The sequence below is a fragment of the Micromonospora palomenae genome, from assembly GCF_007829925.1.
In the GTDB taxonomy this organism is placed as follows: Bacteria; Actinomycetota; Actinomycetes; order Mycobacteriales; family Micromonosporaceae; genus Micromonospora; species Micromonospora purpureochromogenes.
This window is the reverse complement of record NZ_VIXA01000008.1, coordinates 1-21,297: the sequence shown is the minus strand read 5'-3', so window position 1 is coordinate 21,297 and position 21,297 is coordinate 1. Positions and strand designations below refer to the sequence as shown.

The window sequence follows — 21,297 nt, the reverse complement described above, 5'->3', positions numbered from 1 at the left end:
GCGACACCGTCCTGTCGGTGTTTTCCGACGATTCGGCCCCGCAGCCGGACGCTCAGACCAGGCTCAGCGCGCGGACCCGCTCGTGCGGGATGTCCAGGTCGTCGAGGCGCAGCTCGCGGGTGACCACCTCGGGCAGCGCCTCCACCCCGAGGATCCGGTCGGTGCGGAAGCAGCGCAGCCCGTCGCGCAGCCGGCACCAGGCGAGCAGGTACCAGTGTCGGGGGTTGCCGAGGTAGCCCAGCGGCTCGACCTCGCGCGCCGACGCCGTGCCGGCGCGGTCGGCGTACGTCAGGCGCAGCACGCGCCGCGCGGAGACCGCGTCGGCGACGACGGCCGGGACGGGCGTGGCCGGCCCGTCACCGATCAGGTGCACCCGGCCGGCGAGGCGGTGCGCCTCGGCCGCGTCGGCGGCCGGCATGACCGCCAGCAGCTTGCGCAGGGCGGTGGCGCCCGCCCCGGCGAACGGCGTGCCGCCGAGCCGGTGCAGCGCGACGGCCATCGCGACCGCCTCGGCGGCGGTCAGGTTGACCGGGGGCAGGGTGTGCGCCCGGTCGACCACGTAGCCGCCGGTGCGGCCGGGCTCGGCCCAGATCGGCACGCCGGAGCCCTGCAGCGCGCTGATGTCCCGCTCGATGGTGCGGGTGCTCACCTCGAAGCGCCCGGCCAGCCACCGGGCGCTGCGCGGCCGGGGCGACACCGCCCGCAGCTCCTCGACCAGGGCGTAGAGGCGGTCGGTCCGGTTCACCCCCGCAACCTAGGCCGGGGGTACGACAGCGGCGCTCAGGCGATGCAGGCGCAGACGATCAGCGCGGCGCCGAAGTGGGTGGCGGCGCTGACCCGGGCCGCGGGGTGCGGCTCGTCGGAGCAGATGATCTCGCCCAGCTTGCCCGGGGTGAGCAGGTCGAGCACGAAGAAGGCCAGCGCCATGATGCCCAGCCCGATCAGCCCGAAGATCACCGTGGAGGCGAGCCCCTTGGCGAAGTCGCTGTAGCTGGTCAGGATCGCGGTGAAGACGATCCCGGCGATGCCGAGCTGGTTGGCGGCGAGCAGCAGCGCGGCGTTGTTGTTGCGCCGCACCCAGATCAGCTCGCGCAGCCTCCCCGGGGTCAGCACGTCGACCAGCAGGAAGCCGGCCGCCATCAGGGCCACCCCGACGACCCCGAACACCACGCTCTGCCACGCCCCGCTGAGCAGATCCTCCAGCACCGACTGCCTCCCGGCCTCCTACGCCCGGCGAGGGTGCCGGCGCGGTGATCGAGACGATAGCGGCACCGCGCCACCGCGATCTAGAGCGACAGGTATCGCTGCCGCTCGTACGGGGTGACCTCGCGGCGGTACTGCTCCCACTCGGCGCGCTTGTTGCGCAGGAAGAAGTCGAAGACGTGCTCGCCGAGCACCTCGGCGATCAGCTCCGAGCCGGCCATCACGTCGATCGCCTCGGCGAGGTTCTCCGGCAGCGCCTCGTACCCCATCGCCCGCCGCTCGGCGCTGGTCAGCGACCAGACGTCGTCCTCGGCGCCCGGCGGCAGCTCGTAGCCCTCCTCGATGCCCTTGAGGCCGGCGCCGAGCAGCACCGCGAAGGCGAGGTACGGGTTCGTCGCCGAGTCCAGCGAGCGGACCTCCACCCGGGCCGAGTTCGGCTTGCCGTACGCGGGCACCCGGACCAGCGCCGACCGGTTCAGGTGACCCCAGCAGACGTACGCCGGACTCTCGGTGATCCGGTCCGGCAGTGCCAGCGGGAAGAGCCGCTTGTACGAGTTGACCCACTGGTTGGTGACCGCCGTGTACTCGCGGGCGTGCATCAGCAGGCCGGCGATGAACGACTTGGCCACCTTGGAGAGCTTCATCGGGTCGCCGGCGTCGTGGAACGCGTTGCGCTCCCCCTCGAACAGCGACAGGTGGGTGTGCATGCCGCTGCCCGGCTGGTCGGTGAAGGGCTTCGGCATGAAGGTGGCCTGCACGCCGGTGGAGAGCGCCACCTCCTTGACCACGTGCCGGAAGGTCATGATGTTGTCGGCGGTGGTCAGCGCGTCGGCGTAGCGCAGGTCGATCTCCTGCTGGCCGGGGGCCACCTCGTGGTGGCTGAACTCCACCGAGATGCCGATCCGTTCCAGGGCCAGCACGGCCTGGCGGCGGAAGTCCCGCGCGACGGCGTGCGTGGTGTGCTCGAAGTAGCCGCCGGTGTCCACCGGGGTCGGCAGCGAGCCGTCCTGGGGGCCGTTCTCGAGCAGGAAGAACTCGATCTCCGGGTGGGTGTAGAAGGTGAAGCCCTTCTCGGCGGCCTTGGACAGCATCCGGCGCAGCACGTGCCGCGGGTCCGCCCAGGAGGGACCGCCGTCGGGGAGCAGGATGTCGCAGAACATCCGGGCGCTCTCGCCGCTGACCCCGCCCTCGAAGGGGAAGACCTGGAAGGTGGTCGGGTCCGGCATGGCGACCATGTCGGACTCGAAGACCCGGGCGAAGCCCTCGATCGCGGAGCCGTCGAACCCGATGCCCTCCTCGAAGGCGGCCTCCAGCTCGGCGGGGGCGACCGACACGCTCTTGAGCGTGCCGAGCACGTCGGTGAACCACAGCCGGACGAACCGGATGTCCCGCTCTTCCAGCGTACGGAGGACGAACTCCTGCTGACGGTCCACTTCCCCAACCCCTCGCGACACTCTTTGTCCGCCTTCGGCCGGGCTGCGCCCGACCTGACCGCCCAGTCTCCCCGGGCCTCGTTACGCCGACGTTACGCGAAGCACCGCCGCCCGTCCCGTCGTGTCCCGCCCGCCGGTGGCCACCCGGGAGGGTGGCCGCCGTCTCGTCCCGGCCACCGCGTCGGTACGCCGGCGCTGGGGCAAGATGAGGGAATGCCCACCCTGCGTCTCGCCCTGTCACAGGTCAACCCGACCGTCGGCGACCTCGCCGGCAACGCCGAACTGGTCCGCACCTGGAGCCGCCGCGCCGCCGACGCCGGCGCCCAGCTCGTCGCCTTCCCGGAGATGATGCTGACCGGCTACCCGGTCGAGGACCTGGTCTTCCGCCGCTCCTTCGTGGCGGCCTCGAAGGCCGCGCTGGAGCAGCTCGCGGCCGACCTGGCCGCCGACGGACTCGGCGACCTGCCGGTCGTGGTCGGCTACCTCGACGCGGACGGCCCGCCGCAGGTCAGCGGGGACGCCCAGCCGGGCCGGGGCGCCCGCAACGCCGCCGCGCTGCTGCACCAGGGCGGGGTCGTGGCCACGTACTTCAAGCACCACCTGCCCAACTACGGCGTCTTCGACGAGGACCGCTACTTCATTCCCGGCGACGCCCTCACCGTGGTGCGGATCGGCGGGGTGGACGTGGCGCTGACCATCTGCGAGGACCTCTGGCAGGCCGGCGGCCCGTTCGCGGTGGCCCGGCAGGCCGGCGTGGGGCTGGTGGTCAACATCAACGGCTCGCCGTACGAGCTGAACAAGGACGACATCCGGCTGCCGCTGGTCCGCCGCCGGGCCGCCGAGGCCGGCGCGACCATCGCGTACGTCAACATGATCGGCGGCCAGGACGAACTGGTCTTCGAGGGCGACTCGATGATCGTGGGCGCCGACGGCACCCTGCTCACCCGCGCCCCGCAGTTCGTCGAGCACCTGCTGGTGCACGACGTCGAGCTGCCCGAGGCGGGCGAGCGCGGCGCGGACGAGGAGCAGCTGGCCGACGGGATGCGGGTGCTCCGCCGTACCGTCGGATCCATCCCGGCGGCCCCGACGGGCCCGGCGGCCGCCGGCGGGGTGATGGAGCCGGTCGCCGACGAGGCCGAGGTGTGGCAGGCGCTGGTGCTCGGCCTGCGCGACTACGTCAACAAGAACCGATTCCCGTCGGTGGTGCTGGGCCTGTCCGGCGGCATCGACTCGGCGGTGGTGGCGGCGCTCGCCGTCGACGCGCTCGGGCCGCAGCGGGTGGTCGGGGTGTCGCTGCCCAGCCAGCACTCCTCGGAGCACTCCCGGGCCGACGCCGAGGACCTGGGCAAGCGGACCGGCCTGGACTACCGGGTCGAGCCGATCCAGCCGATGGTGGACACCTTCCTGGCCAACATGTCGCTGTCCGGGGTGACGGTGGAGAACCTCCAGGCGCGGGTCCGGGGCGTGATCCTGATGGCGCTGTCGAACCAGGAGGGCCACCTGGTGCTCACCACCGGCAACAAGAGCGAGCTGGCGGTGGGCTACTCGACCCTGTACGGCGACTCGGTCGGCGGCTTCAACCCGGTCAAGGACGTCTGGAAGACGCTGATCTGGCGGCTCGCGAAGTGGCGCAACGCCGACGCGGCCAGCCGGGGCGAGACCCCGCCGATCCCGGAGAACTCGATCGGCAAGCCGCCGTCGGCCGAGCTGAGCCCCGGCCAGCTCGACAGCGACAGCCTGCCCGAGTACGACGTGCTCGACCCGATCCTGATCGGCTACGTCGACGGCGACCTGGGCCGCCACGGGCTGGTGGAGTCCGGCCACGACCCGGCGGTCGTCGACCGGGTGCTCCGACTGGTGGATGTCGCCGAGTACAAGCGCCGGCAGTCCGCGCCGGGCACGAAGATCTCCATGAAGGCGTTCGGACGCGACCGGCGGCTGCCCATCACCAACCGCTGGCGCGAGCACGGCTGAGCGGGACTGTTCGGCGGTGCGGCGGGACCGGTCCCCGGTCCCGCCGCGCCGGTTCCGCCGAGTGAAATCCTGCACTGTGCCCTGCCGTGAGGCGGTCGTCCGGTGCGACGATCGCGGCGGAACCCGGGGACCGCGACGGCGGCCTCGAGGAAAGGAGACAGTCATGGTGGAGTCCACCCCGACCGAGGTGACCGCCCTCTACGGCGGCCCGGCCACCCGGCGGGTACGCACCCGCGACCTGATCGCCGCCAAGGAGCGCGGCGACCGCTGGGCGATGCTCACCTCGTACGACCAGTACACCGCCTCGATCTTCGACGCCGCCGGCATCCCCGTGCTGCTGGTCGGCGACTCGGCGGCGAACAACGTGTTCGGCTACGAGACCACCCTGCCGGTCACCGCCGAGGAGCTGCTGCCGCTGGTCCGGGCCGTGGTCCGGGCGACCAAGCACTCGCTGATCGTCGGTGACCTGCCCTTCGGCTCGTACGAGGAGGGCCCGACCCAGGCGCTGCGCACGGCGGTGCGGTTCATGAAGGAGGGCGGCTGCCACGCGGTGAAGCTGGAGGGCGGCCGGCGCTGCGCCGACCAGATCGCCGCGATCGTCGGCGCCGGCATCCCGGTGATGGCGCACATCGGCTTCACCCCGCAGAGCGAGCACACCCTGGGCGGCTACCGGGTCCAGGGGCGGGGCGACGCCGCCGACGAGGTGCTCGCCGACGCCCGGGCGGTGGCCGAGGCCGGTGCCTTCGCGGTGGTGCTGGAGATGGTGCCGGGCGAGGTGGCCAAGCGGATCACCGCCGAGCTGCCGATCCCGACGGTCGGCATCGGCGCCGGCCCGGAAACCGACGCCCAGGTGCTGGTCTGGCAGGACATGGCCGGCCTGCGTACCGGTAAGGCGCCGCGGTTCGTCAAGCGCTACGCGGACCTGGCCGGGACGCTGACGGAGGCGACCCGGCGCTTCGCCGACGAGGTACGCGGCGGCGAGTTCCCCGCCGCCGAGCACACCTTCTAGGACGAGGGGGCGGTGGGGGTCGTCCGCACGACCCTCACCGCCCCGCTCGCCGGGTCCACAGTCACCCGGTGTTCGCCCGTGACGACTGGCCTCCGCTCCGGGCCGCCCGATCGCTGCCACCGCCGCCGCGCGCTGCCCCGGCCGGGACCGGGTGCCGGACGGCCCGGAGCGCCGTGCGGGACGGCGTCCGGCTCAGAGGTCGGTGACGCGGATGCCGGCGTGCGCCTTGTAGCGCTTGTTGATGGCGATCAGGTTGGCGGTGAACGCCTCGATCTGGTGGGCGTTGCGCAGCCGGCCCGCGTAGATGCCCCGCATGCCGGGGATCCGGGCGGCCAGCGCGCCGACGATGTCGACCAGTTCCCGGTCCTCGGTGCAGATCAGCACGTCGAGGTCGATCCGGTCGATCTCCGGGTCGGCCAGCAGCGGCGCGCTGACGTGGTTGAACGCCGCGCAGACCCGGGAGTCCGGCAGCAGGGCGGCGGCCTGCTGCACCGCGCTGCCCTCGGGGACCGGGAGGGCGTACGGGCCCTGCTTGTCGAAGCCGAGCGGGTTGACGCAGTCGACCACGATCTTGCCGGCGAGCGGCTCGGCGAGGGCGGCGACGATGGCGGCGTGCCCGTCCCACGGCACCGCGATGATCACCACGTCGCTGCGGCGGGCCACCTCGTCGTTGGCGGCCCCGGTCACGTCCACTCCGGCCGGTACGCCGGGCAGCGCCGCGATCTCGGCGGCGGACTCCGCGGCCCGCTCGGCGGAACGGGAACCGATCAGCACGGTCTGCCCGGCCCGGGCGAGCCGGTAAGCGAGGCCCCGCCCCTGGTCGCCGGTGCCACCGATGATGCCGACGGTCAGCCCGGAGACGTCGGGCAGCGTGGTCGCGTCGTAAGCCATGCCGCCATCCTCGCAAACCACCCCCGCCCCCAGCAGCGCCCGCCGCTGTGACAATCCCCGCTACCCACCCCACCGCCCGCTCGCCCCGCTCGCCACCACCTGATGCCCGCAGTTTCAGAGAAAGCGTGGCTATTCGGCGGGCGAAGGCCACGCTTTCTCTGAAAGTGCGGGGATCTCGGGGGCTTCGGGGCGCGGATGGGGGCAGCGGGAGACGCACGGGCGGGCGAGGGTGGGGCGGGGCGGCGGGTCAGGCGCGTTCGAAGACGACCTTGCGCTGGGTGGGGTCGGCGGTGACCAGGCGGACCTGGATCCGTTCGCCGAGCGGCAGCTCGCCGGTGCAGCGGGCGCGCACCGGCGGGGCGTCCAGCGCCACCGTGCCGCCGGGCGGGCGGCCGGGCTTCGACTGGCCGTTCGGCGGGGCGTCCACGTCCAGCACCGCGGCCTCGAAGACCTCTCCCACCCGGTGCTCCAGCAGCACCGCCTCGGCCAGCTCGATGGCGCCCCGGGTGGCCGCGCCCGCCGTCCGGTCGGTCACCGCCATCACCTCGGGCAGCTTCGGCAGCGCCGCGCGGGCCCAGTCCGGCACCGGCCGCTCCTCGTGCAGGGCCAGGCAGACCTCCGTCGCGTACCGGTCGGCCAGCCGGCGCAGCGGGGCCGTGACATGGGCGTACGCGGCCGCGACCCCGCCGTGCTCCGGTTGCTCGGGCAGCTCGCCGTCGAACGCCGTGTACGCGGCGCCCCGCATCAACTCCGCCGCCTGGTCGACGAAGGCGGCGGCCCGGGGCTGCGAGGCGTCCAGCCCGGCGAGCACCTCGCCCACGCCGACGCCGTCGGGCCACGGCACGCCCAGCGGAGCGGCGGCGGCGCGCAGCCGGGCCACCGCCTCGGGCTTCGGCGGCGGCATGGTGCGCAGCAGCCCGATCCGGCCGGCCAGCATGATGTCGGCCGCGGCCATCCCGGTCAGCAGGGAGATCTGCGCGTTGTGGTCCTCCATCGGGACCGGCCCGCGCAGCACCAGCCGCCAGCCGTCACCGTCCGGCTCGACGTCCTGCTCCGGCAGGGGCAGGTTGACCGCGCCCCGGCGCAGGCCCCGGGCGGTGAGCAGGGCGCCGATCTCGGGCAGCAGGGCGACCGGTTCGGGCAGCCGTTCGGCGTCCGCGGCGGCCTGCACCCCCTCGTAGTCGAGCTTGGCCCGGCTGCGGACCCGGGCGCGTTCCAGCGCGACGCCGGTCGTCGCGCCGTCGGCGTCGAGGTCGATGGTCCAGACCACCGCCGCCCGGTCGACGTCGGGCAGCAGGCTGGCCGCGCCCTCGCTGAGGGTGTGCGGGTGCAGCGGCACGTTGCCGTCGGGCAGGTAGACGGTCTGCCCGCGACGCCAGGTCTCCTCCTCCAGCGCACCGCCGGGGCGGACGTGGGCGGCGACGTCGGCGATGGCGTACCGCACGCGGTAGCCGCCACCGGGGCGGCGGGCGAGGTGCATCGCCTGGTCGAGGTCGCGCGACGCCGCCGGGTCGATCGTGACGAACGGGACGTCGGTACGGTCGACCCCGGTGGCCGGCGGTGCGGCGGCGGCCTCGTCCGCCTCGCGCTGCGCCGCGTCCGGGAAGCCCTCGGGCAGTCCCAGCTCGCGGCGCAGCGCGCCGAAGTTGATACGGGGCGCCAGTACGCGTCGGATGACCACGGGGTCAATCCTGGCAGTCCGGCGCGTGATCCGCCCTCCGGCGATGCGACGGCGGTCGCCGTACGGTCAGCCGGTGGCCTTGCGGGCGCGGGACCGGGCACTGGTGGGCGCGGTGGCCCGGGCGGCGGCCGGGCGGGCCGGTGCCTTGCGGGCGGTGACCTTCTTGGCGGCCGTGGTCCTCGTCGCCGGCGCCTTCTTCGTGGTCGCCTTGCGGGTGGTGGTCGACGAGGTGGCGGTCGTTTTTCGCGCCGGCGCCTTCTTGGCCGTGGTCTTCGTCGCAGGCGCCGTCCTGGCGGTGGTCTTCTTCGCCGGTGCCTTCTTCGCCGCCGTGGTCTTCTTGGTTGCGGCGCCGGTGGTCTTCTTCGCCGCGCCGGTGGTCTTCTTGACCGCGGCGGTGGCCTTCTTACCCGTGGAGGTGACCTTGCGGGCGGCGGTCGAGGCCTTCGCGGCCGTGGTCTTCTTCGCGGCGGTGGTGGTCTTCTTCGCCGCGGGCGCGGCCTTCTTCGCCGCCGTGGTGGTTTTCTTCGCCGCGGGCGCGGCCCTCTTCGCCGCGGGCGCGGTCTTCTTCGCGGCGGTGGTGGTGGTCTTCTTCGCCGCGGGCGCGGTCTTCTTCGCGGCGGTGGTGGTCTTCTTCGCCGCGGTCGTGGTCTTCGCGGCGGCCTTGCGGGCGGGGGCCTTCGTCGCCGTGGTCTTGACGGCGGGGGCCTTCGTCGCCGTGGTCTTGACGGCGGGGGCCTTCTTGGCGGTGGTCCTGGTGGCGGGCGCCTTCTTGGCGGTGGTCCTGGTGGCGGGGGCCTTCTTGGCCGCCGTCTTCTTCGCGGCGGTCGCCGTGGTGGTCGGGGTCCGTCCCGCCCCGGCGCCCGCCGCGCTCGTCGCCGCCCGGCCGGCCGGCGCCTTCCGGGCCGGCGCGGTGGTCGTGGTGGGCCGGCGTGCCACGGTGCTGCGGGTGGCGCCCGCCGTCCGCGTGGCCGCGGCGGACTTCTTGGCGGCCGGGCGGGTGGTGGCCTGTTGTGCTTCGGCCATCTCGGTTCCCTCCTTGGGGACATGCGCTCGCGCGCCCCCGGTGCGGAGGCACGGAGTTCCTCGACACGGGCCGTCCCGCGCCGTTTAGCTGCCCTCCCCGGCCCAGCGGGCGTCCTCGGCCTCCCACGCCTCGTTGCGCTCCCGCACCGTCTGCAGGGCGTTCTCGGCGTCGGCGGACGAGTCGTACGGTCCGAGAACGTGCTTCGCAGGGCACACGTCGGCATCGGTCTCGACCCGGTGGTGTCGGGTGCACCAGTAGTAGTGCCCACCACTTCCGCTGTCGTTCATGAGATCACTGTGCACCGGGAGCAGCCCGGCCGCCACCGGATCGCGCAAATAGTCGCAACGACCTCCACAGTAGACGTGCTGGTGGGGGCCGCGCGGCGGAATGCGGGAAGCCGTACCCGGACGGACGGGGCAGCCGGAAGGGCGGTCGGTGGCGGAGAATTCCCCGGTGCGTCTCGGGGGCAGAACATCGGCACGGGCACGCCGCGGCCTGCTCGCCGCGGCCGTGGTCACGGTCTTCGCCGTGACGGCGGTGGCGGTGGCGGCGCCGCTGCTGCGGGACCGGTCACAGCAGCGGCTGGAGCGGCGGGCCGAGCGGGAGGTGACCGCCATCGCCCAGCGGGCGCGGGGCGAACTGCTGGCCGATCCGGCGGCCGCAGAGGCAAACCTGCGCCGCGCCGCGGAGCGGGTCGACGGCGTCGAGGTGTTGGCCGTGGAGAGTGGCGCGCAGCGCCGGGAGGCCGGGGTGCGCCTGGTCTTCCGGGTACGCGTGGCGAAGACCGCGGCCAGTGTCTTCGGCTGGCAGCGGGCCACCACCGAGCGGTGCTTCGCGCAGCTGGTGCGCCCCGGAGCCGGTCCGGCCGCGCTGGAGCGGGTGCCCTGCCCATCGTGACCGGAACGGTGGCATGACCGGCGGGACCGGGCGGGTGGCATGCGCGGCAGGCAGGGCGTGCGGGGCGTGACCGGCTCGGCTGAACGGGCCGGTACCGCCGGGCGGCCGGCACCGGCGGGATCGGCGCTCATGATCAAGACGACGGCCGGGGCGGGGTCGTGCCCGCGGTGCGACGGCGCGGCCATCGGTCGGCACGGGTGGGGCCGTGCCGGTTAGGGTCGCCGGATGGGCGTACCGGACTACATCCTGCGGATGCGCGAGCACGTCGGCCACGAGCTGCTCTGGCTGCCGAGCGTCAGCGCGGTGGTCCGCAACGACGCCGGCGAGCTGCTGTTGGGGTTGCGCTCCGACGACGGTCGCTGGTCGGTGGTGAGCGGCTTCGTCGAGCCGGGCGAGCAGCCGGCCACCGCCGTGGTGCGCGAGGTCGAGGAGGAGACCGGCCTGCGCGTCGAGCCGGTACGCCTCAGCAGCGTCGTGTCGCACCCGCACACCTACCCGAACGGTGACCGCTGCGAGTACCTCAACCTCGGCTTCCACTGCCGACTCGTCTCCGGTACGGCCCGGGTCAACGACGACGAGTCGGTGGCGGTCGAGTGGTTCCCGCCCGATCGGCTGCCCGAACTGGACGCGCACGCCCGGCTGGTGATCGCGCAGGCGCTCGCCGACGACCCGGCCGCCTGGTACCTGCCGGCGGGGGCGACCTGGGACGAGTTCTCGGGCGCGCGCTGACCCGTATGGCCACGCTGCCGGCGGCCGACGTAACCGCAGCACCGGCCGTCCGTCGCGCGCTGACCCGGATGGCCATGCTGCCGGTCGCCTACGTGACCGCAGCACCTGCCGTCCGTCCCGCGGGTCATCGGGCCGGCCTGGTGAGCGCCTGCCCCACCCGGATGCCGGTCGCCGTCGCCGGTCAGGCGTCCGGCGTACCGCCGAGGGCGGCGCGCAGGCTCGCCAGTTCCTCAGCCGTGCCGATCGCGGACCGGCGTTCCGGGTGCGCGATGTAGTGGCGGACGCTGCCGGCGAGGAAGTCGCGGTCCACGTGCACCGGCCCGATCCACAGCGACCGCGGCACCGGCGGGCGGTCCGGCGTGGCGGGACGTTCGGCGAGCACCAGCGCGGCGGAGCCCTTCCCCGCCGGCCCGGGCGGTCCGCCCACGAGCAGCCGGTCCCAGCGGAGCGTCCTGCCACGCACCAGGCCCCGCACCGTGATCCCCGCCTCGTCTAGCGTCAGCCGGGGCCGCTCGTCCCAGAGCACCAGCCCCACGACCATCAGGACAGCCAGCACCGCGAGCACGTTCCACACCAGGGCCTCGCCTGACTCGAAGAACCGGACCCGGTCCTCGCCCGGCACCCGTTCGGTGATCAGCAGCCCACCCGCCAGCCAGGCCACGATGATCGACCACGGGCCGGCCCAGGCCGGTGCGGCCGGTGCGGTGAAGCGCCGTCCGGCGGGGTCGACCTGGAACGTGGCCGGCCGACGGCGGGTCCCGCGAGTGAGCAGCAGGTGACCCACCGCCGGCACCAGGATGCTGCCGGCGATGCCCGCCGCCCAGGCGAGCAGGGCCACGGCGGTGGAGTCGATCCGCCAGGTGAGCGGCTTCAGCCAGAACTCGACGCCGATCCGCAGCAGGAACGCGGCCAGGGCAAAGGGCAGCGCGAGCAGGCGCGCCGTACGGGGGGTCACCGGCGGGAGTCTAGGCCGATGGATCAAGGAGGGCGGCCGGGCGTCAGGCGTCGGTGTGCAGGCGGGCGTGCAGGTGCATGTCGTGCCAGCCGTCGGCGTGCAGCCCCTCGCCGCGCTTCGTACCCTCGGCGGTGAAGCCGGCCCGCCGCGCCACCCGGCAGGACGCCTCGTTCGCCGTGGAGTGGCACAGCTCGACCCGGTGCAGCCGGAGGGTCTCGAAGCACCAGGCGGACACCGCGGCCAGCGCCCGTGGGGCGACCCGGCGGCCCCGCGCGGCCGGCAGCACCCAGTACGACACCTCGGCCAGCCCGTCGGCGAGGACGACCCGGCGCAGGCTGATCTGCCCGACCACCACCCCGGCGTCGCACACCGCCCACCCGGCGCCGGTCTCCGCCCGCCACCGGCCCGGCCAGGCGGCGATCCAGTCGGCGGCCTCGTCGCCGGTCATCGACCGGCAGTGCCAACGCCGGATTGCGGCGTCGGCGTACGCGGCCACCACCACCGCACGGTCCGCCGGCAGCCACGGACGCAGGTGTACGCCCTCGGCGCGCAGTTCCGGCTGCGGCAGCGCGGCCATCGATCCGGGCGGTACGGCGGGCGCGGCGAGCATCGGCACGAGTGGACTGTAGGCGGTGCTCCCGCCCCACGTGGGGGCCGCGGCGCGGTACCGGATCCTGCACGCCGAGCGGGTCCGCCAGCGGGTGGCCATCGTGCCGGCCGGCGAACACCTGATCGCCGCGTCCGTCCGGCTCTCCCTGGGCGACGCGGAGGGCATCTCCTGGGCCTGGGAGTTCGGGCACGCCGCCTGGGCGGAACCGATCGTGTCGTAGCGGTACGTCTTCGACAGTGGGGGTCGGTCGCCGGATCGGGATGGTGCGCCGGAAGACGGCGGACCTATGCTCACCGCCTGAAGATCGATGAGTCTGGGGTGTGCCGGTGAGGCGGGTCGGCGTTTTCCACAGCACGGTCGTGCTGGCCGCGTTGGCGCTCGCCGTCGGCGGGTGCGGCCGGTTGGGCGACGCGATATCGGGGGACCTCTCCGACCGCGCCTGCCACCCCGATCCCGAGACGGTCGCCGCACTGCGCCAGGAGCCGGTGTTGACCCGGACGCCACCCGGCGCCACGGCCGGGCCGACGACCGAGACCGTCAGTTGCGGCGATGAGCCACCCAGCTTCGGAATGCTCGACCGCGAGGTGACCGGGGCCGGCACCGCCGACGACGTGTCGCGCTTCTACGCGGACCTCGGCCGCTCCAGCGGCTGGGAGAGGTTCGATCATGGCGTCCACGTCTACGACGCCGGGAAGCCGGACGACACCAGGTGCACGTGGCGGCTTCAGGTGGTCAGCACCGCCGAGGGGACCTACCGCGTGCAGATCTTCTATACGCCTCGGGATCTCCGGCCCACCTGCCTCTGATCGGACGCCTGCCGGACCGCCTCCGTGAGAGAGCGCCGGGTACCGGCCGAGGTTTCATCATTCGGTCCACCATCGACCGGGCGGACGCATCGTCCCGTCGGGCCGTGCGGCCCCACGCGCCGTTCCACCAGCGACCACGTATTTCCACTACCGATACCTTGGTCACACACATGTTCGAACGGCCGGCAGCGATTCTTACGCTTTCTCCGTGTTCGGACCTGTCAGGCTGAACAATGAGTCGGTGATCGAGGGTGGGACCGGTGGCCGGCGGGCCGGACGCGGACGGCCGAATCAGGAACCGCCCGGCCAGGAAGTGGTAAGTACGGGAAGCACCGCGGGAGACAACCGCCGGGCGAACTTCCTGGAGTTGTTCTTCGATCTGGTGCTGGTCTTTGCCTTGTCGGGAGTCGTCTCGCGGGTCGTGTCGGACCTGTCCGCCGACACCTTCGCCCGGCAGTGGGCGGCGCTGCTGTACATCCTCGTGCTGGTCCTACCGATGATGTGGCTGTGGACGACCACCTCCCACATCACGAGCCGCTTCGACCCGCGCCGGCCAGCCGTCCAGGTGATGGTGCTGCTCACCGCATTCGGCGTGGTGTTCATGGCGTCGTCTTTGCCGTACGCGTTCGTTGGGCGCGGCTGGGCGTTCGCCGTTCCGTACGTAGCCCTCCAGGTGGGGCGACCACTGGTCCTCATCGGACTGTCGCGCGATCGTGCGCAACGAGTCCTCTACGCCCGGTCGGCGACCTGGTTCACGGTATCGGCCGTGCCATGGCTGGCAGGCATCCCGGTTCAGGGCGGGGCCCGAGTAGGCCTGTGGGCGCTGGCCATCACGATCGACCTCGTGTCGGCCCGCTTCTCCTGGCCAGTGCCCGGCCTGAGCCGGCAAGCGGACAGCGCCTGGGAACCCAGCAGGACCCATCACCTTGCCGACCGGTACGAGCAACTCCTGCTGATCGCACTCGGCGAGAGCGTGCTGTCGCTGGGAATCACCTACACCGATACGCCGGTGTCGCTGGCCACGACGCTGGCTCTGGTGGTCGGTTTCGTCACCACAGTGCTCCTGTGGCGGATCTACTACTACCGAGTGGGGCAGGTGCTCCCCGAAGCCGTCGATTTGGCCGGAGACCAGGTCAGAGCCGGCCAGACCGTCGGACGCGCCCACGTGCTGATGGTCCTGGGCATCGTGCTCGTGGCGGCCGGCTACGAAATCGTCGTGACCAACCCAGTCGACCATGTGCGCCCAGCCTGGCTGGCCGCGACCCTCGGCGGGCCGGTCGTCTATATCGTCGGCCGGATCGGATTGGAACGCGTGGTCTTCAACCGGCTCTCCCGGCGCAGGCTCATCGGCATCGCGGCCTTAGCGGCCGTGGCACTCCCGCTGGCCTTCACCACACCGTTGATCGTGGCGACAGGCGCCCTCGCAGTACTCCTCGGCATGGCCCTGGCCGACGCCCGACAGGCCCGGGATCGACCACCAGAAGCCCCATCGCCAGCCACCACCCGGCCGAAGAGAACCTGACTCCGCAGAGCGGCATTGGCATCCGTGGGGTCAGGCGTTCGAGTCCCCTCATGCCGCCCACAGTTGTCACTTCGGAGGGGTCCACCCGGCTTCGAGAGCGCGTTCGATCACGCGCTGCCAGCCGGTGGGAGCGTGGGGATCTCTGCTGGCGATGCCTGCCAGCCACAGCAGGGAGAAGAGGTCGTCCGCGGTGAAGTCCGGGGAGAGCGATCCGTCGGCGTGCGCGTCGCGTACCAGGGTCTGACCCAGTTTGGTCGAGTGGTCGCAGACTCCGACGAGCGCTGCGGCGTCGGGATAGCGTCGCAGGATCGCGTCGTTGAGCGCCGGATCGTCGCGCTGCAGCGCGATCATGCCGTGTACGAAGGCTTCGAGGCGCTGCCTGGGTGTGTCCTGCGCCATCACGGTGGCCCCGAGGGCTTGGGGAAGGCCAACTTGATGGACACGAGTGCCGGGCCGTCGCGGGGCCGTCAGAGGAGCCAACCAACGACGACCATTGACACCCGAAGAGAAACCAGGTCAGCCGTGGTGTGACAGCGGTTGACCTGGTGGGCGACGGACGAGTCGACCTGTACGCCGGATTCTGTGCGCGGCGCGTACCCCTCGCGGGGTACGGGCCGGCGGCGGCCATCCATCTCGGCCTGCCGTTGCCGACAGGCTCATGCGGCCTACCCGCAGACATCGGGCGGGCAACCCTCAAGCGTCTGCGCCGGGTCGTCATCTTGCGGTGACGACCCTTTCTTGGCCTTGCTCCGGGTGGGGTTTACCGAGCCACCCCGGTCACCCGGGGTGCTGGTGGGCTCTTACCCCACCGTTTCACCCTTACCGACCCGATGGGCCGGCGGTCTGTTTTCTGTGGCACTGTCCCGCGGGTCACCCCGGGTTGCCGTTAGCAACCACCCTGCCCTGTGGAGTCCGGACGTTCCTCGGCGGCGGGCCGGAGCCCGCCGACGCGACCGCCCGGTCGACTCGTCCGTCGCACCCTCATCCTAACGACGCGGGGTCCGCGCCCATTTCCGCCCCGGACGGCCACCCGGGGAGTCCCCGCTGCCCCGGTTTGCGGCGTGTCGGGGTGTCCGGGGGCCGGGATACCGCGACACGCCGCAAACCGCACCCGCCGCGCGACCTACACGGGCGGGGTGGTCGGGGCGCGGTGGCCGCGCGGGGCGAAGCGGGGCGTACTAGCCTCGGATCACCATGGATCTCTCCGACGCCGCGCTCCTGCTCGCCGCCGGTCTCGCCGCGGGCACGGTCAACGCGGTGGCCGGGGGCGGTTCGCTGATCACCTTCCCGGCGCTGATCGCGGTGGGCCTGCCGCCGGTGCCGGCGAACGTCACCAACTCGGTCTCGGTCTGCCCCGGCTACCTGGCCAGCGTGGCGGGCAGCCGGGTCGACCTGCCGGCGAGGCGTTCGCTGGCGACGCTGGTGCCCGCCACGGTGGTCGGCACGATCGTCGGTTGCCTCCTGCTGCTGGCCACCCCGGCCCGGACGTTCGAGGTGGTCGTACCGTTCCTGGTGCTCGGCGCGACGGCGGTGCTCGCTTTCCAGGATCCGCTGCGCGCGCTGGTCGGGCATCCGCGCGACCTGTCGCCGCGCCGCCGTACCGTCGCCGTGCAGGCCATGGTCGCGCTTCGAGCGCGACCATGGCCTGCACGGCGACGGTACGGCGGCGCGGCGACAGGTCGCGCGGATGCCCGACCAGCGCGCGCAGCGGATCCTGGAAAGCGAGCACCGCCGTCGCGCCGAGCACCAGGAACGGTACGACCACCTCGAACGTCCGGGCCGGGGTGGCCAGCAGCAGGAGGCAACCGACGATCGTGCCGACCACCGTGGCGGGCACCAGCGTCGCCAGCGAACGCCTCGCCGGCAGGTCGACCCGGCTGCCCGCCACGCTGGCCAGGTAGCCGGGGCAGACCGAGACCGAGTTGGTGACGTTCGCCGGCACCGGCGGCAGGCCCACCGCGATCAGCGCCGGGAAGGTGATCAGCGAACCGCCCCCGGCCACCGCGTTGACCGTGCCCGCGGCGAGACCGGCGGCGAGCAGGAGCGCGGCGTCGGAGAGATCCATGGTGATCCGAGGCTAGTACGCCCCGCTTCGCCCCGCGCGGCCACCGCGCCCCGACCACCCCGCCCGTGTAGGTCGCGCGGCGGGTGCGGTTTGCGGCGTGTCGCGGTATCCCGGCCCCCGGACACCCCGACACGCCGCAAACCGGGGCAGCGGGGACTCCCCGGGTGGCCGTCCGGGGCGGAAATGGGCGCGGACCCCGCGTCGTTAGGATGAGGGTGCGACGGACGAGTCGACCGGGCGGTCGCGTCGGCGGGCTCCGGCCCGCCGCCGAGGAACGTCCGGACTCCACAGGGCAGGGTGGTTGCTAACGGCAACCCGGGGTGACCCGCGGGACAGTGCCACAGAAAACAGACCGCCGGCCCATTCGGGTCGGTAAGGGTGAAACGGTGGGGTAAGAGCCCACCAGCACCCCGGGTGACCGGGGTGGCTCGGTAAACCCCACCCGGAGCAAGGCCAAGAAAGGGTCGTCACCGCAAGATGACGACCCGGCGCAGGACGCTTGAGGGTTGCCCGCCCGATGTCTGCGGGTAGGCCGCATGAGCCTGTCGGCAACGGCAGGCCGAGATGGATGGCCGCCGCCGGCCCGTACCCCGCGAGGGGTACGCGCCGCGCACAGAATCCGGCGTACAGGTCGACTCGTCCGTCGCCCACCAGGTCAACCGCTGTCACACCACGGCTGACCTGGTTTCTCTTCGGGTGTCAATGGTCGTCGTTGGTTGGCTCCTCTGACGGCCCCGCGACGGCCCGGCACTCGTGTCCATCAAGTTGGCCTTCCCCAAGCCCTCGGGGCCACCGTGATGGCGCAGGACACACCCAGGCAGCGCCTCGAAGCCTTCGTACACGGCATGATCGCGCTGCAGCGCGACGATCCGGCGCTCAACGACGCGATCCTGCGACGCTATCCCGACGCCGCAGCGCTCGTCGGAGTCTGCGACCACTCGACCAAACTGGGTCAGACCCTGGTACGCGACGCGCACGCCGACGGATCGCTCTCCCCGGACTTCACCGCGGACGACCTCTTCTCCCTGCTGTGGCTGGCAGGCATCGCCAGCAGAGATCCCCACGCTCCCACCGGCTGGCAGCGCGTGATCGAACGCGCTCTCGAAGCCGGGTGGACCCCTCCGAAGTGACAACTGTGGGCGGCATGAGGGGACTCGAACGCCTGACCCCACGGATGCCAATGCCGCTCTGCGGAGTCAGGTTCTCTTCGGCCGGGTGGTGGCTGGCGATGGGGCTTCTGGTGGTCGATCCCGGGCCTGTCGGGCGTCGGCCAGGGCCATGCCGAGGAGTACTGCGAGGGCGCCTGTCGCCACGATCAACGGTGTGGTGAAGGCCAGCGGGAGTGCCACGGCCGCTAAGGCCGCGATGCCGATGAGCCTGCGCCGGGAGAGCCGGTTGAAGACCACGCGTTCCAATCCGATCCGGCCGACGATATAGACGACCGGCCCGCCGAGGGTCGCGGCCAGCCAGGCTGGGCGCACATGGTCGACTGGGTTGGTCACGACGATTTCGTAGCCGGCCGCCACGAGCACGATGCCCAGGACCATCAGCACGTGGGCGCGTCCGACGGGTCTGGCCGGCTCTGACCTGGTCTCGGCCAAATCGACGGCTTCGGGGAGCACCCTGCCCCACTCGGTAGTAGTAGATCCGCCACAGGAGCACTGTGGTGACGAAACCGACCACCAGAGCCAGCGTCGTGGCCAGCGACACCGGCGTATCGGTTGTAGGTGATTCCCAGCGACAGCACGCTCTCGCCGAGTGCGATCAGCAGGAGTTGCTCGTACCGGTCGGCAAGGTGATGGGTCCTGCTGGGTTCCCAGGCGCTGTCCGCTTGCCGGCTCAGGCCGGGCAACTGGCCAGGAGAAGCGGGCCGACACGAGGTCGATCGTGATGGCCAGCGCCCACAGGCCTACTCGGGCCCCGCCCTGAACCGGGATGCCTGCCAGCCATGGCACGGCCGATACCGTGAACCAGGTCGCCGACCGGGCGTAGAGGACTCGTTGCGCACGATCGGCGACAGTCCGATGAGGACCAGTGGTCGCCCCACCTGGAGGGCTACGTACGGAACGGGCGAACGCCCAGCCGCGCCCAACGAACGCGTACGGCAAGACACGCCATGAACACCACGCCGAATGCGGTGAGCAGCACCATCACCTGGACGGCTGGCCGGCGCGGGTCGAAGCGGCTCGTGATGGTGGGAGGTGGTCGTCCACAGCCACATCATCGGTAGGACCAGCACGAGGATGTAAGCAGCGCCGCCCACTGCCGGCGAAGGTGTCGGCGGACAGGTCCGACACGAACCGCGAGACGACTCCCGACAAGGCAAAGACCAGCACCAGATCGAAGAACAACTCCAGGAAGTTTCCGCCCGGCGGTTGTCTCCCGCGGTGCTTCCCGTACTTACCACTTCCTGGCCGGGCGTTCCTGATTCGGCCGTCCGCGTCCGGCCCGCCGGCCACCGGTCCCACCCTCGATCACCGACTCATTGTTCAGCCTGACAGGTCCGAACACGGAGAAAGCGTAAGAATCGCTGCCGGCCGTTCGAACATGTGTGTGACCAAGGTATCGGTAGTGGAAATACGTGGTCGCTGGTGGAACGGCGCGTGGGGCCGCACGGCCCGACGGGACGATGCGTCCGCCCGGTCGATGGTGGACCGAATGATTGAAACCTCGGCCGGTACCCGGCGCTCTCTTCACGGAGGCGGTCCGGCAGGCGTCCGATCAGAGGCAGGTGGGCCGGAGATCCCGAGGCGTATAGAAGATCTGCACGCGGTAGGTCCCCTCGGCGGTGGCTGACCACCTGAAGCCGCCACGTGCACCTGGTGTCGTCCGGCTTCCCGGCGTCCGTAGACGTGGACGCCATGATCGAACCTCTCCCAGCCGCTGGAGCGGCCCGGAGGTCCGCGTAGAAAGCGCGACACGTCGTCGGCGGTGCCGGCCCCGGTCACCTCGCGGTCGAGCATTCCGAAGCTGGGTGGCTCATCGCCGCAACTGGACGGTCTCGGTCGTCGGCCCGGCCGTGGCGCCGGGTGGCGTCCGGGTCAACACCGGCTCCTGGCGCAGTGCGGCGACCGTCTCGGGATCGGGGTGGCAGGCGCGGTCGGAGAGGTCCCCCGATATCGCGTCGCCCAACCGGCCGCACCCGCCGACGGCGAGCGCCAACGGCGGCCAGCACGACCGTGCTGTGGAAAACGCCGACCCGCCTCACCGGCACACCCAGACTCATCGATCTTCAGGCGGTGAGCATAGGTCCGCCGTCTTCCGGCGCACCATCCGATCCGGCGACCGACCCCCACTGTCGAAGACGTACCGCTACGACACGATCGGTTCGCCCAGGCGGCGTGCCCGAACTCCCAGGCCCAGGAGATGCCCTCCGCGTCGCCCAGGGAGAGCCGGACGGACGCGGCGATCAGGTGTTCGCCGGCCGGCACGATGGCCACCCGCTGGCGGACCCGCTCGGCGTGCAGGATCCGGTACCGCGCCGCGGCCCCCACGTGGGGCGGGAGCACCGCCTACAGTCCACTCGTGCCGATGCTCGCCGCGCCCGCCGTACCGCCCGGATCGATGGCCGCGCTGCCGCAGCCGGAACTGCGCGCCGAGGGCGTACACCTGCGTCCGTGGCTGCCGGCGGACCGTGCGGTGGTGGTGGCCGCGTACGCCGACGCCGCAATCCGGCGTTGGCACTGCCGGTCGATGACCGGCGACGAGGCCGCCGACTGGATCGCCGCCTGGCCGGGCCGGTGGCGGGCGGAGACCGGCGCCGGGTGGGCGGTGTGCGACGCCGGGGTGGTGGTCGGGCAGATCAGCCTGCGCCGGGTCGTCCTCGCCGACGGGCTGGCCGAGGTGTCGTACTGGGTGCTGCCGGCCGCGCGGGGCCGCCGGGTCGCCCCACGGGCGCTGGCCGCGGTGTCCGCCTGGTGCTTCGAGACCCTCCGGCTGCACCGGGTCGAGCTGTGCCACTCCACGGCGAACGAGGCGTCCTGCCGGGTGGCGCGGCGGGCCGGCTTCACCGCCGAGGGTACGAAGCGCGGCGAGGGGCTGCACGCCGACGGCTGGCACGACATGCACCTGCACGCCCGCCTGCACACCGACGCCTGACGCCCGGCCGCCCTCCTTGATCCATCGGCCTAGACTCCCGCCGGTGACCCCCCGTACGGCGCGCCTGCTCGCGCTGCCCTTTGCCCTGGCCGCGTTCCTGCTGCGGATCGGCGTCGAGTTCTGGCTGAAGCCGCTCACCTGGCGGATCGACTCCACCGCCGTGGCCCTGCTCGCCTGGGCGGCGGGCATCGCCGGCAGCATCCTGGTGCCGGCGGTGGGTCACCTGCTGCTCACTCGCGGGACCCGCCGTCGGCCGGCCACGTTCCAGGTCGACCCCGCCGGACGGCGCTTCACCGCACCGGCCGCACCGGCCTGGGCCGGCCCGTGGTCGATCATCGTGGCCTGGCTGGCGGGTGGGCTGCTGATCACCGAACGGGTGCCGGGCGAGGACCGGGTCCGG

At 72.6% G+C, this 21,297-nt stretch carries 21 protein-coding genes, 2 other RNA genes and 2 pseudogenes; 12 read left to right on the top strand and 13 right to left on the bottom strand.

Features of this window, described 5'->3' with window-relative positions:
• Positions 1-52 precede the first annotated feature (52 nt).
• The 3 genes from FHX75_RS30435 to glnA all read right to left on the bottom strand — a co-directional run bounded on the left by FHX75_RS30435 (position 53) and on the right by glnA (position 2,636).
• A complete protein-coding gene (locus FHX75_RS30435) occupies positions 53-745 on the bottom strand; it encodes a helix-turn-helix transcriptional regulator (RefSeq protein ID WP_154944024.1) in 693 nt (230 codons plus the stop codon).
• 35 nt (positions 746-780) lie between these two features.
• Positions 781-1,206, bottom strand: coding sequence for a DUF350 domain-containing protein (locus FHX75_RS30430; RefSeq protein WP_154944023.1), 426 nt, complete (start codon positions 1,204-1,206; stop codon positions 781-783).
• 80 nt (positions 1,207-1,286) lie between these two features.
• A complete protein-coding gene (glnA, locus tag FHX75_RS30425) occupies positions 1,287-2,636 on the bottom strand; it encodes a type I glutamate--ammonia ligase (protein WP_154944022.1) in 1,350 nt (449 codons plus the stop codon).
• 213 nt (positions 2,637-2,849) lie between these two features.
• Between glnA and FHX75_RS30420 the strand changes: the two genes are divergently transcribed.
• A complete protein-coding gene (locus tag FHX75_RS30420; RefSeq protein WP_154944021.1) occupies positions 2,850-4,610 on the top strand; it encodes an NAD+ synthase in 1,761 nt (586 codons plus the stop codon).
• 163 nt (positions 4,611-4,773) lie between these two features.
• Positions 4,774-5,619 carry a 3-methyl-2-oxobutanoate hydroxymethyltransferase gene (gene panB / locus FHX75_RS30415; RefSeq protein WP_154944020.1) on the top strand — a complete coding sequence of 282 codons (846 nt, stop codon included), beginning with the start codon at positions 4,774-4,776 and terminating at the stop codon, positions 5,617-5,619.
• Positions 5,620-5,811: 192 nt separating this feature from the next.
• Here panB and npdG read toward each other — a convergent pair whose 3' ends face one another.
• The 4 genes from npdG to FHX75_RS30395 all read right to left on the bottom strand — a co-directional run bounded on the left by npdG (position 5,812) and on the right by FHX75_RS30395 (position 9,502).
• Positions 5,812-6,510, bottom strand: a complete 699-nt coding sequence (npdG, locus tag FHX75_RS30410) for an NADPH-dependent F420 reductase (protein WP_154944019.1) — start codon at positions 6,508-6,510, stop codon at positions 5,812-5,814.
• 247 nt (positions 6,511-6,757) lie between these two features.
• The gene (locus FHX75_RS30405; RefSeq protein ID WP_154944018.1) at positions 6,758-8,191 is read right to left on the bottom strand and encodes an RNB domain-containing ribonuclease; all 1,434 of its coding nucleotides are present in this window, start codon (positions 8,189-8,191) and stop codon (positions 6,758-6,760) included.
• 66 nt (positions 8,192-8,257) lie between these two features.
• Positions 8,258-9,214: a histone gene (locus tag FHX75_RS30400; RefSeq protein ID WP_154944017.1), complete on the bottom strand. Its 957-nt coding sequence runs from the start codon at positions 9,212-9,214 to the stop codon at positions 8,258-8,260.
• A gap of 84 nt (positions 9,215-9,298) precedes the next feature.
• Positions 9,299-9,502 (bottom strand): hypothetical protein, encoded by a 204-nt coding sequence (locus FHX75_RS30395; protein ID WP_088964487.1) that lies wholly within the window; start codon positions 9,500-9,502, stop codon positions 9,299-9,301.
• Between the two features lie 166 nt (positions 9,503-9,668).
• On the opposite strand from FHX75_RS30395, the gene FHX75_RS30390 reads away from it, so the two are divergent.
• On the top strand, positions 9,669-10,112 hold the full coding sequence (locus FHX75_RS30390) for a hypothetical protein (RefSeq protein WP_154944016.1): 444 nt from the start codon (positions 9,669-9,671) through the stop codon (positions 10,110-10,112).
• Positions 10,113-10,337: 225 nt separating this feature from the next.
• Entirely contained in the window at positions 10,338-10,841 is a 504-nt protein-coding gene (locus tag FHX75_RS30385; RefSeq protein ID WP_154944015.1) for an NUDIX hydrolase, read from the top strand.
• Between the two features lie 181 nt (positions 10,842-11,022).
• Here the strand turns inward: FHX75_RS30385 and FHX75_RS30380 are convergent, their stop codons facing one another.
• Together FHX75_RS30380 and FHX75_RS30375 are read right to left on the bottom strand one after the other, a co-directional pair.
• On the bottom strand, positions 11,023-11,796 hold the full coding sequence (locus FHX75_RS30380) for a PH domain-containing protein (RefSeq protein ID WP_154944014.1): 774 nt from the start codon (positions 11,794-11,796) through the stop codon (positions 11,023-11,025).
• Positions 11,797-11,839: 43 nt separating this feature from the next.
• The gene (locus FHX75_RS30375; RefSeq protein ID WP_170285511.1) at positions 11,840-12,412 is read right to left on the bottom strand and encodes a GNAT family N-acetyltransferase; all 573 of its coding nucleotides are present in this window, start codon (positions 12,410-12,412) and stop codon (positions 11,840-11,842) included.
• A gap of 16 nt (positions 12,413-12,428) precedes the next feature.
• On the opposite strand from FHX75_RS30375, the gene FHX75_RS30370 reads away from it, so the two are divergent.
• From FHX75_RS30370 to FHX75_RS30360, 3 genes are all read left to right on the top strand, one after another.
• Complete coding sequence (locus FHX75_RS30370) at positions 12,429-12,626, top strand: hypothetical protein (protein ID WP_154944013.1); 198 nt, start codon at positions 12,429-12,431, stop codon at positions 12,624-12,626.
• A gap of 106 nt (positions 12,627-12,732) precedes the next feature.
• A complete protein-coding gene (locus FHX75_RS30365; protein ID WP_154944012.1) occupies positions 12,733-13,212 on the top strand; it encodes a hypothetical protein in 480 nt (159 codons plus the stop codon).
• Positions 13,213-13,420: 208 nt separating this feature from the next.
• The gene (locus FHX75_RS30360) at positions 13,421-14,734 is read left to right on the top strand and encodes a low temperature requirement protein A (protein WP_170285513.1); all 1,314 of its coding nucleotides are present in this window, start codon (positions 13,421-13,423) and stop codon (positions 14,732-14,734) included.
• 66 nt (positions 14,735-14,800) lie between these two features.
• On the opposite strand, the gene FHX75_RS30355 is transcribed toward FHX75_RS30360, so the two are convergent.
• Positions 14,801-15,085, bottom strand: coding sequence for a hypothetical protein (locus tag FHX75_RS30355; RefSeq protein ID WP_154944010.1), 285 nt, complete (start codon positions 15,083-15,085; stop codon positions 14,801-14,803).
• Between the two features lie 202 nt (positions 15,086-15,287).
• An RNA gene (gene rnpB / locus FHX75_RS30350) (RNase P RNA component class A) lies at positions 15,288-15,703 on the bottom strand.
• 225 nt (positions 15,704-15,928) lie between these two features.
• On the opposite strand from rnpB (FHX75_RS30350), the pseudogene FHX75_RS30345 reads away from it, so the two are divergent.
• Positions 15,929-16,414, top strand: a pseudogene (locus tag FHX75_RS30345) (sulfite exporter TauE/SafE family protein); the annotation flags it as partial.
• Here the strand turns inward: FHX75_RS30345 and FHX75_RS30340 are convergent.
• Positions 16,314-16,799, bottom strand: a pseudogene (locus FHX75_RS30340) (sulfite exporter TauE/SafE family protein); the annotation flags it as partial. The pseudogenes FHX75_RS30345 and FHX75_RS30340 sit on opposite strands and share 101 nt — an antisense overlap.
• A gap of 225 nt (positions 16,800-17,024) precedes the next feature.
• On the opposite strand from FHX75_RS30340, the gene rnpB (FHX75_RS30335) reads away from it, so the two are divergent.
• An RNA gene (gene rnpB / locus FHX75_RS30335) (RNase P RNA component class A) lies at positions 17,025-17,442 on the top strand.
• Between the two features lie 202 nt (positions 17,443-17,644).
• Positions 17,645-17,929, top strand: a complete 285-nt coding sequence (locus FHX75_RS30330) for a hypothetical protein (RefSeq protein ID WP_154944010.1) — start codon at positions 17,645-17,647, stop codon at positions 17,927-17,929.
• A 66-nt stretch (positions 17,930-17,995) separates the two neighbouring features.
• On the opposite strand, the gene FHX75_RS31070 is transcribed toward FHX75_RS30330, so the two are convergent.
• The gene (locus tag FHX75_RS31070) at positions 17,996-18,421 is read right to left on the bottom strand and encodes a low temperature requirement protein A (protein WP_281290855.1); all 426 of its coding nucleotides are present in this window, start codon (positions 18,419-18,421) and stop codon (positions 17,996-17,998) included.
• A gap of 1,903 nt (positions 18,422-20,324) precedes the next feature.
• Between FHX75_RS31070 and FHX75_RS30320 the strand changes: the two genes are divergently transcribed.
• Together FHX75_RS30320 and FHX75_RS30315 are read left to right on the top strand one after the other, a co-directional pair.
• A complete protein-coding gene (locus FHX75_RS30320) occupies positions 20,325-20,897 on the top strand; it encodes a GNAT family N-acetyltransferase (protein WP_170285511.1) in 573 nt (190 codons plus the stop codon).
• 43 nt (positions 20,898-20,940) lie between these two features.
• Positions 20,941-21,297, top strand: a 357-nt coding sequence (locus FHX75_RS30315) for a hypothetical protein (protein WP_154944008.1), incomplete at its 3' end; no start/stop codon positions are given.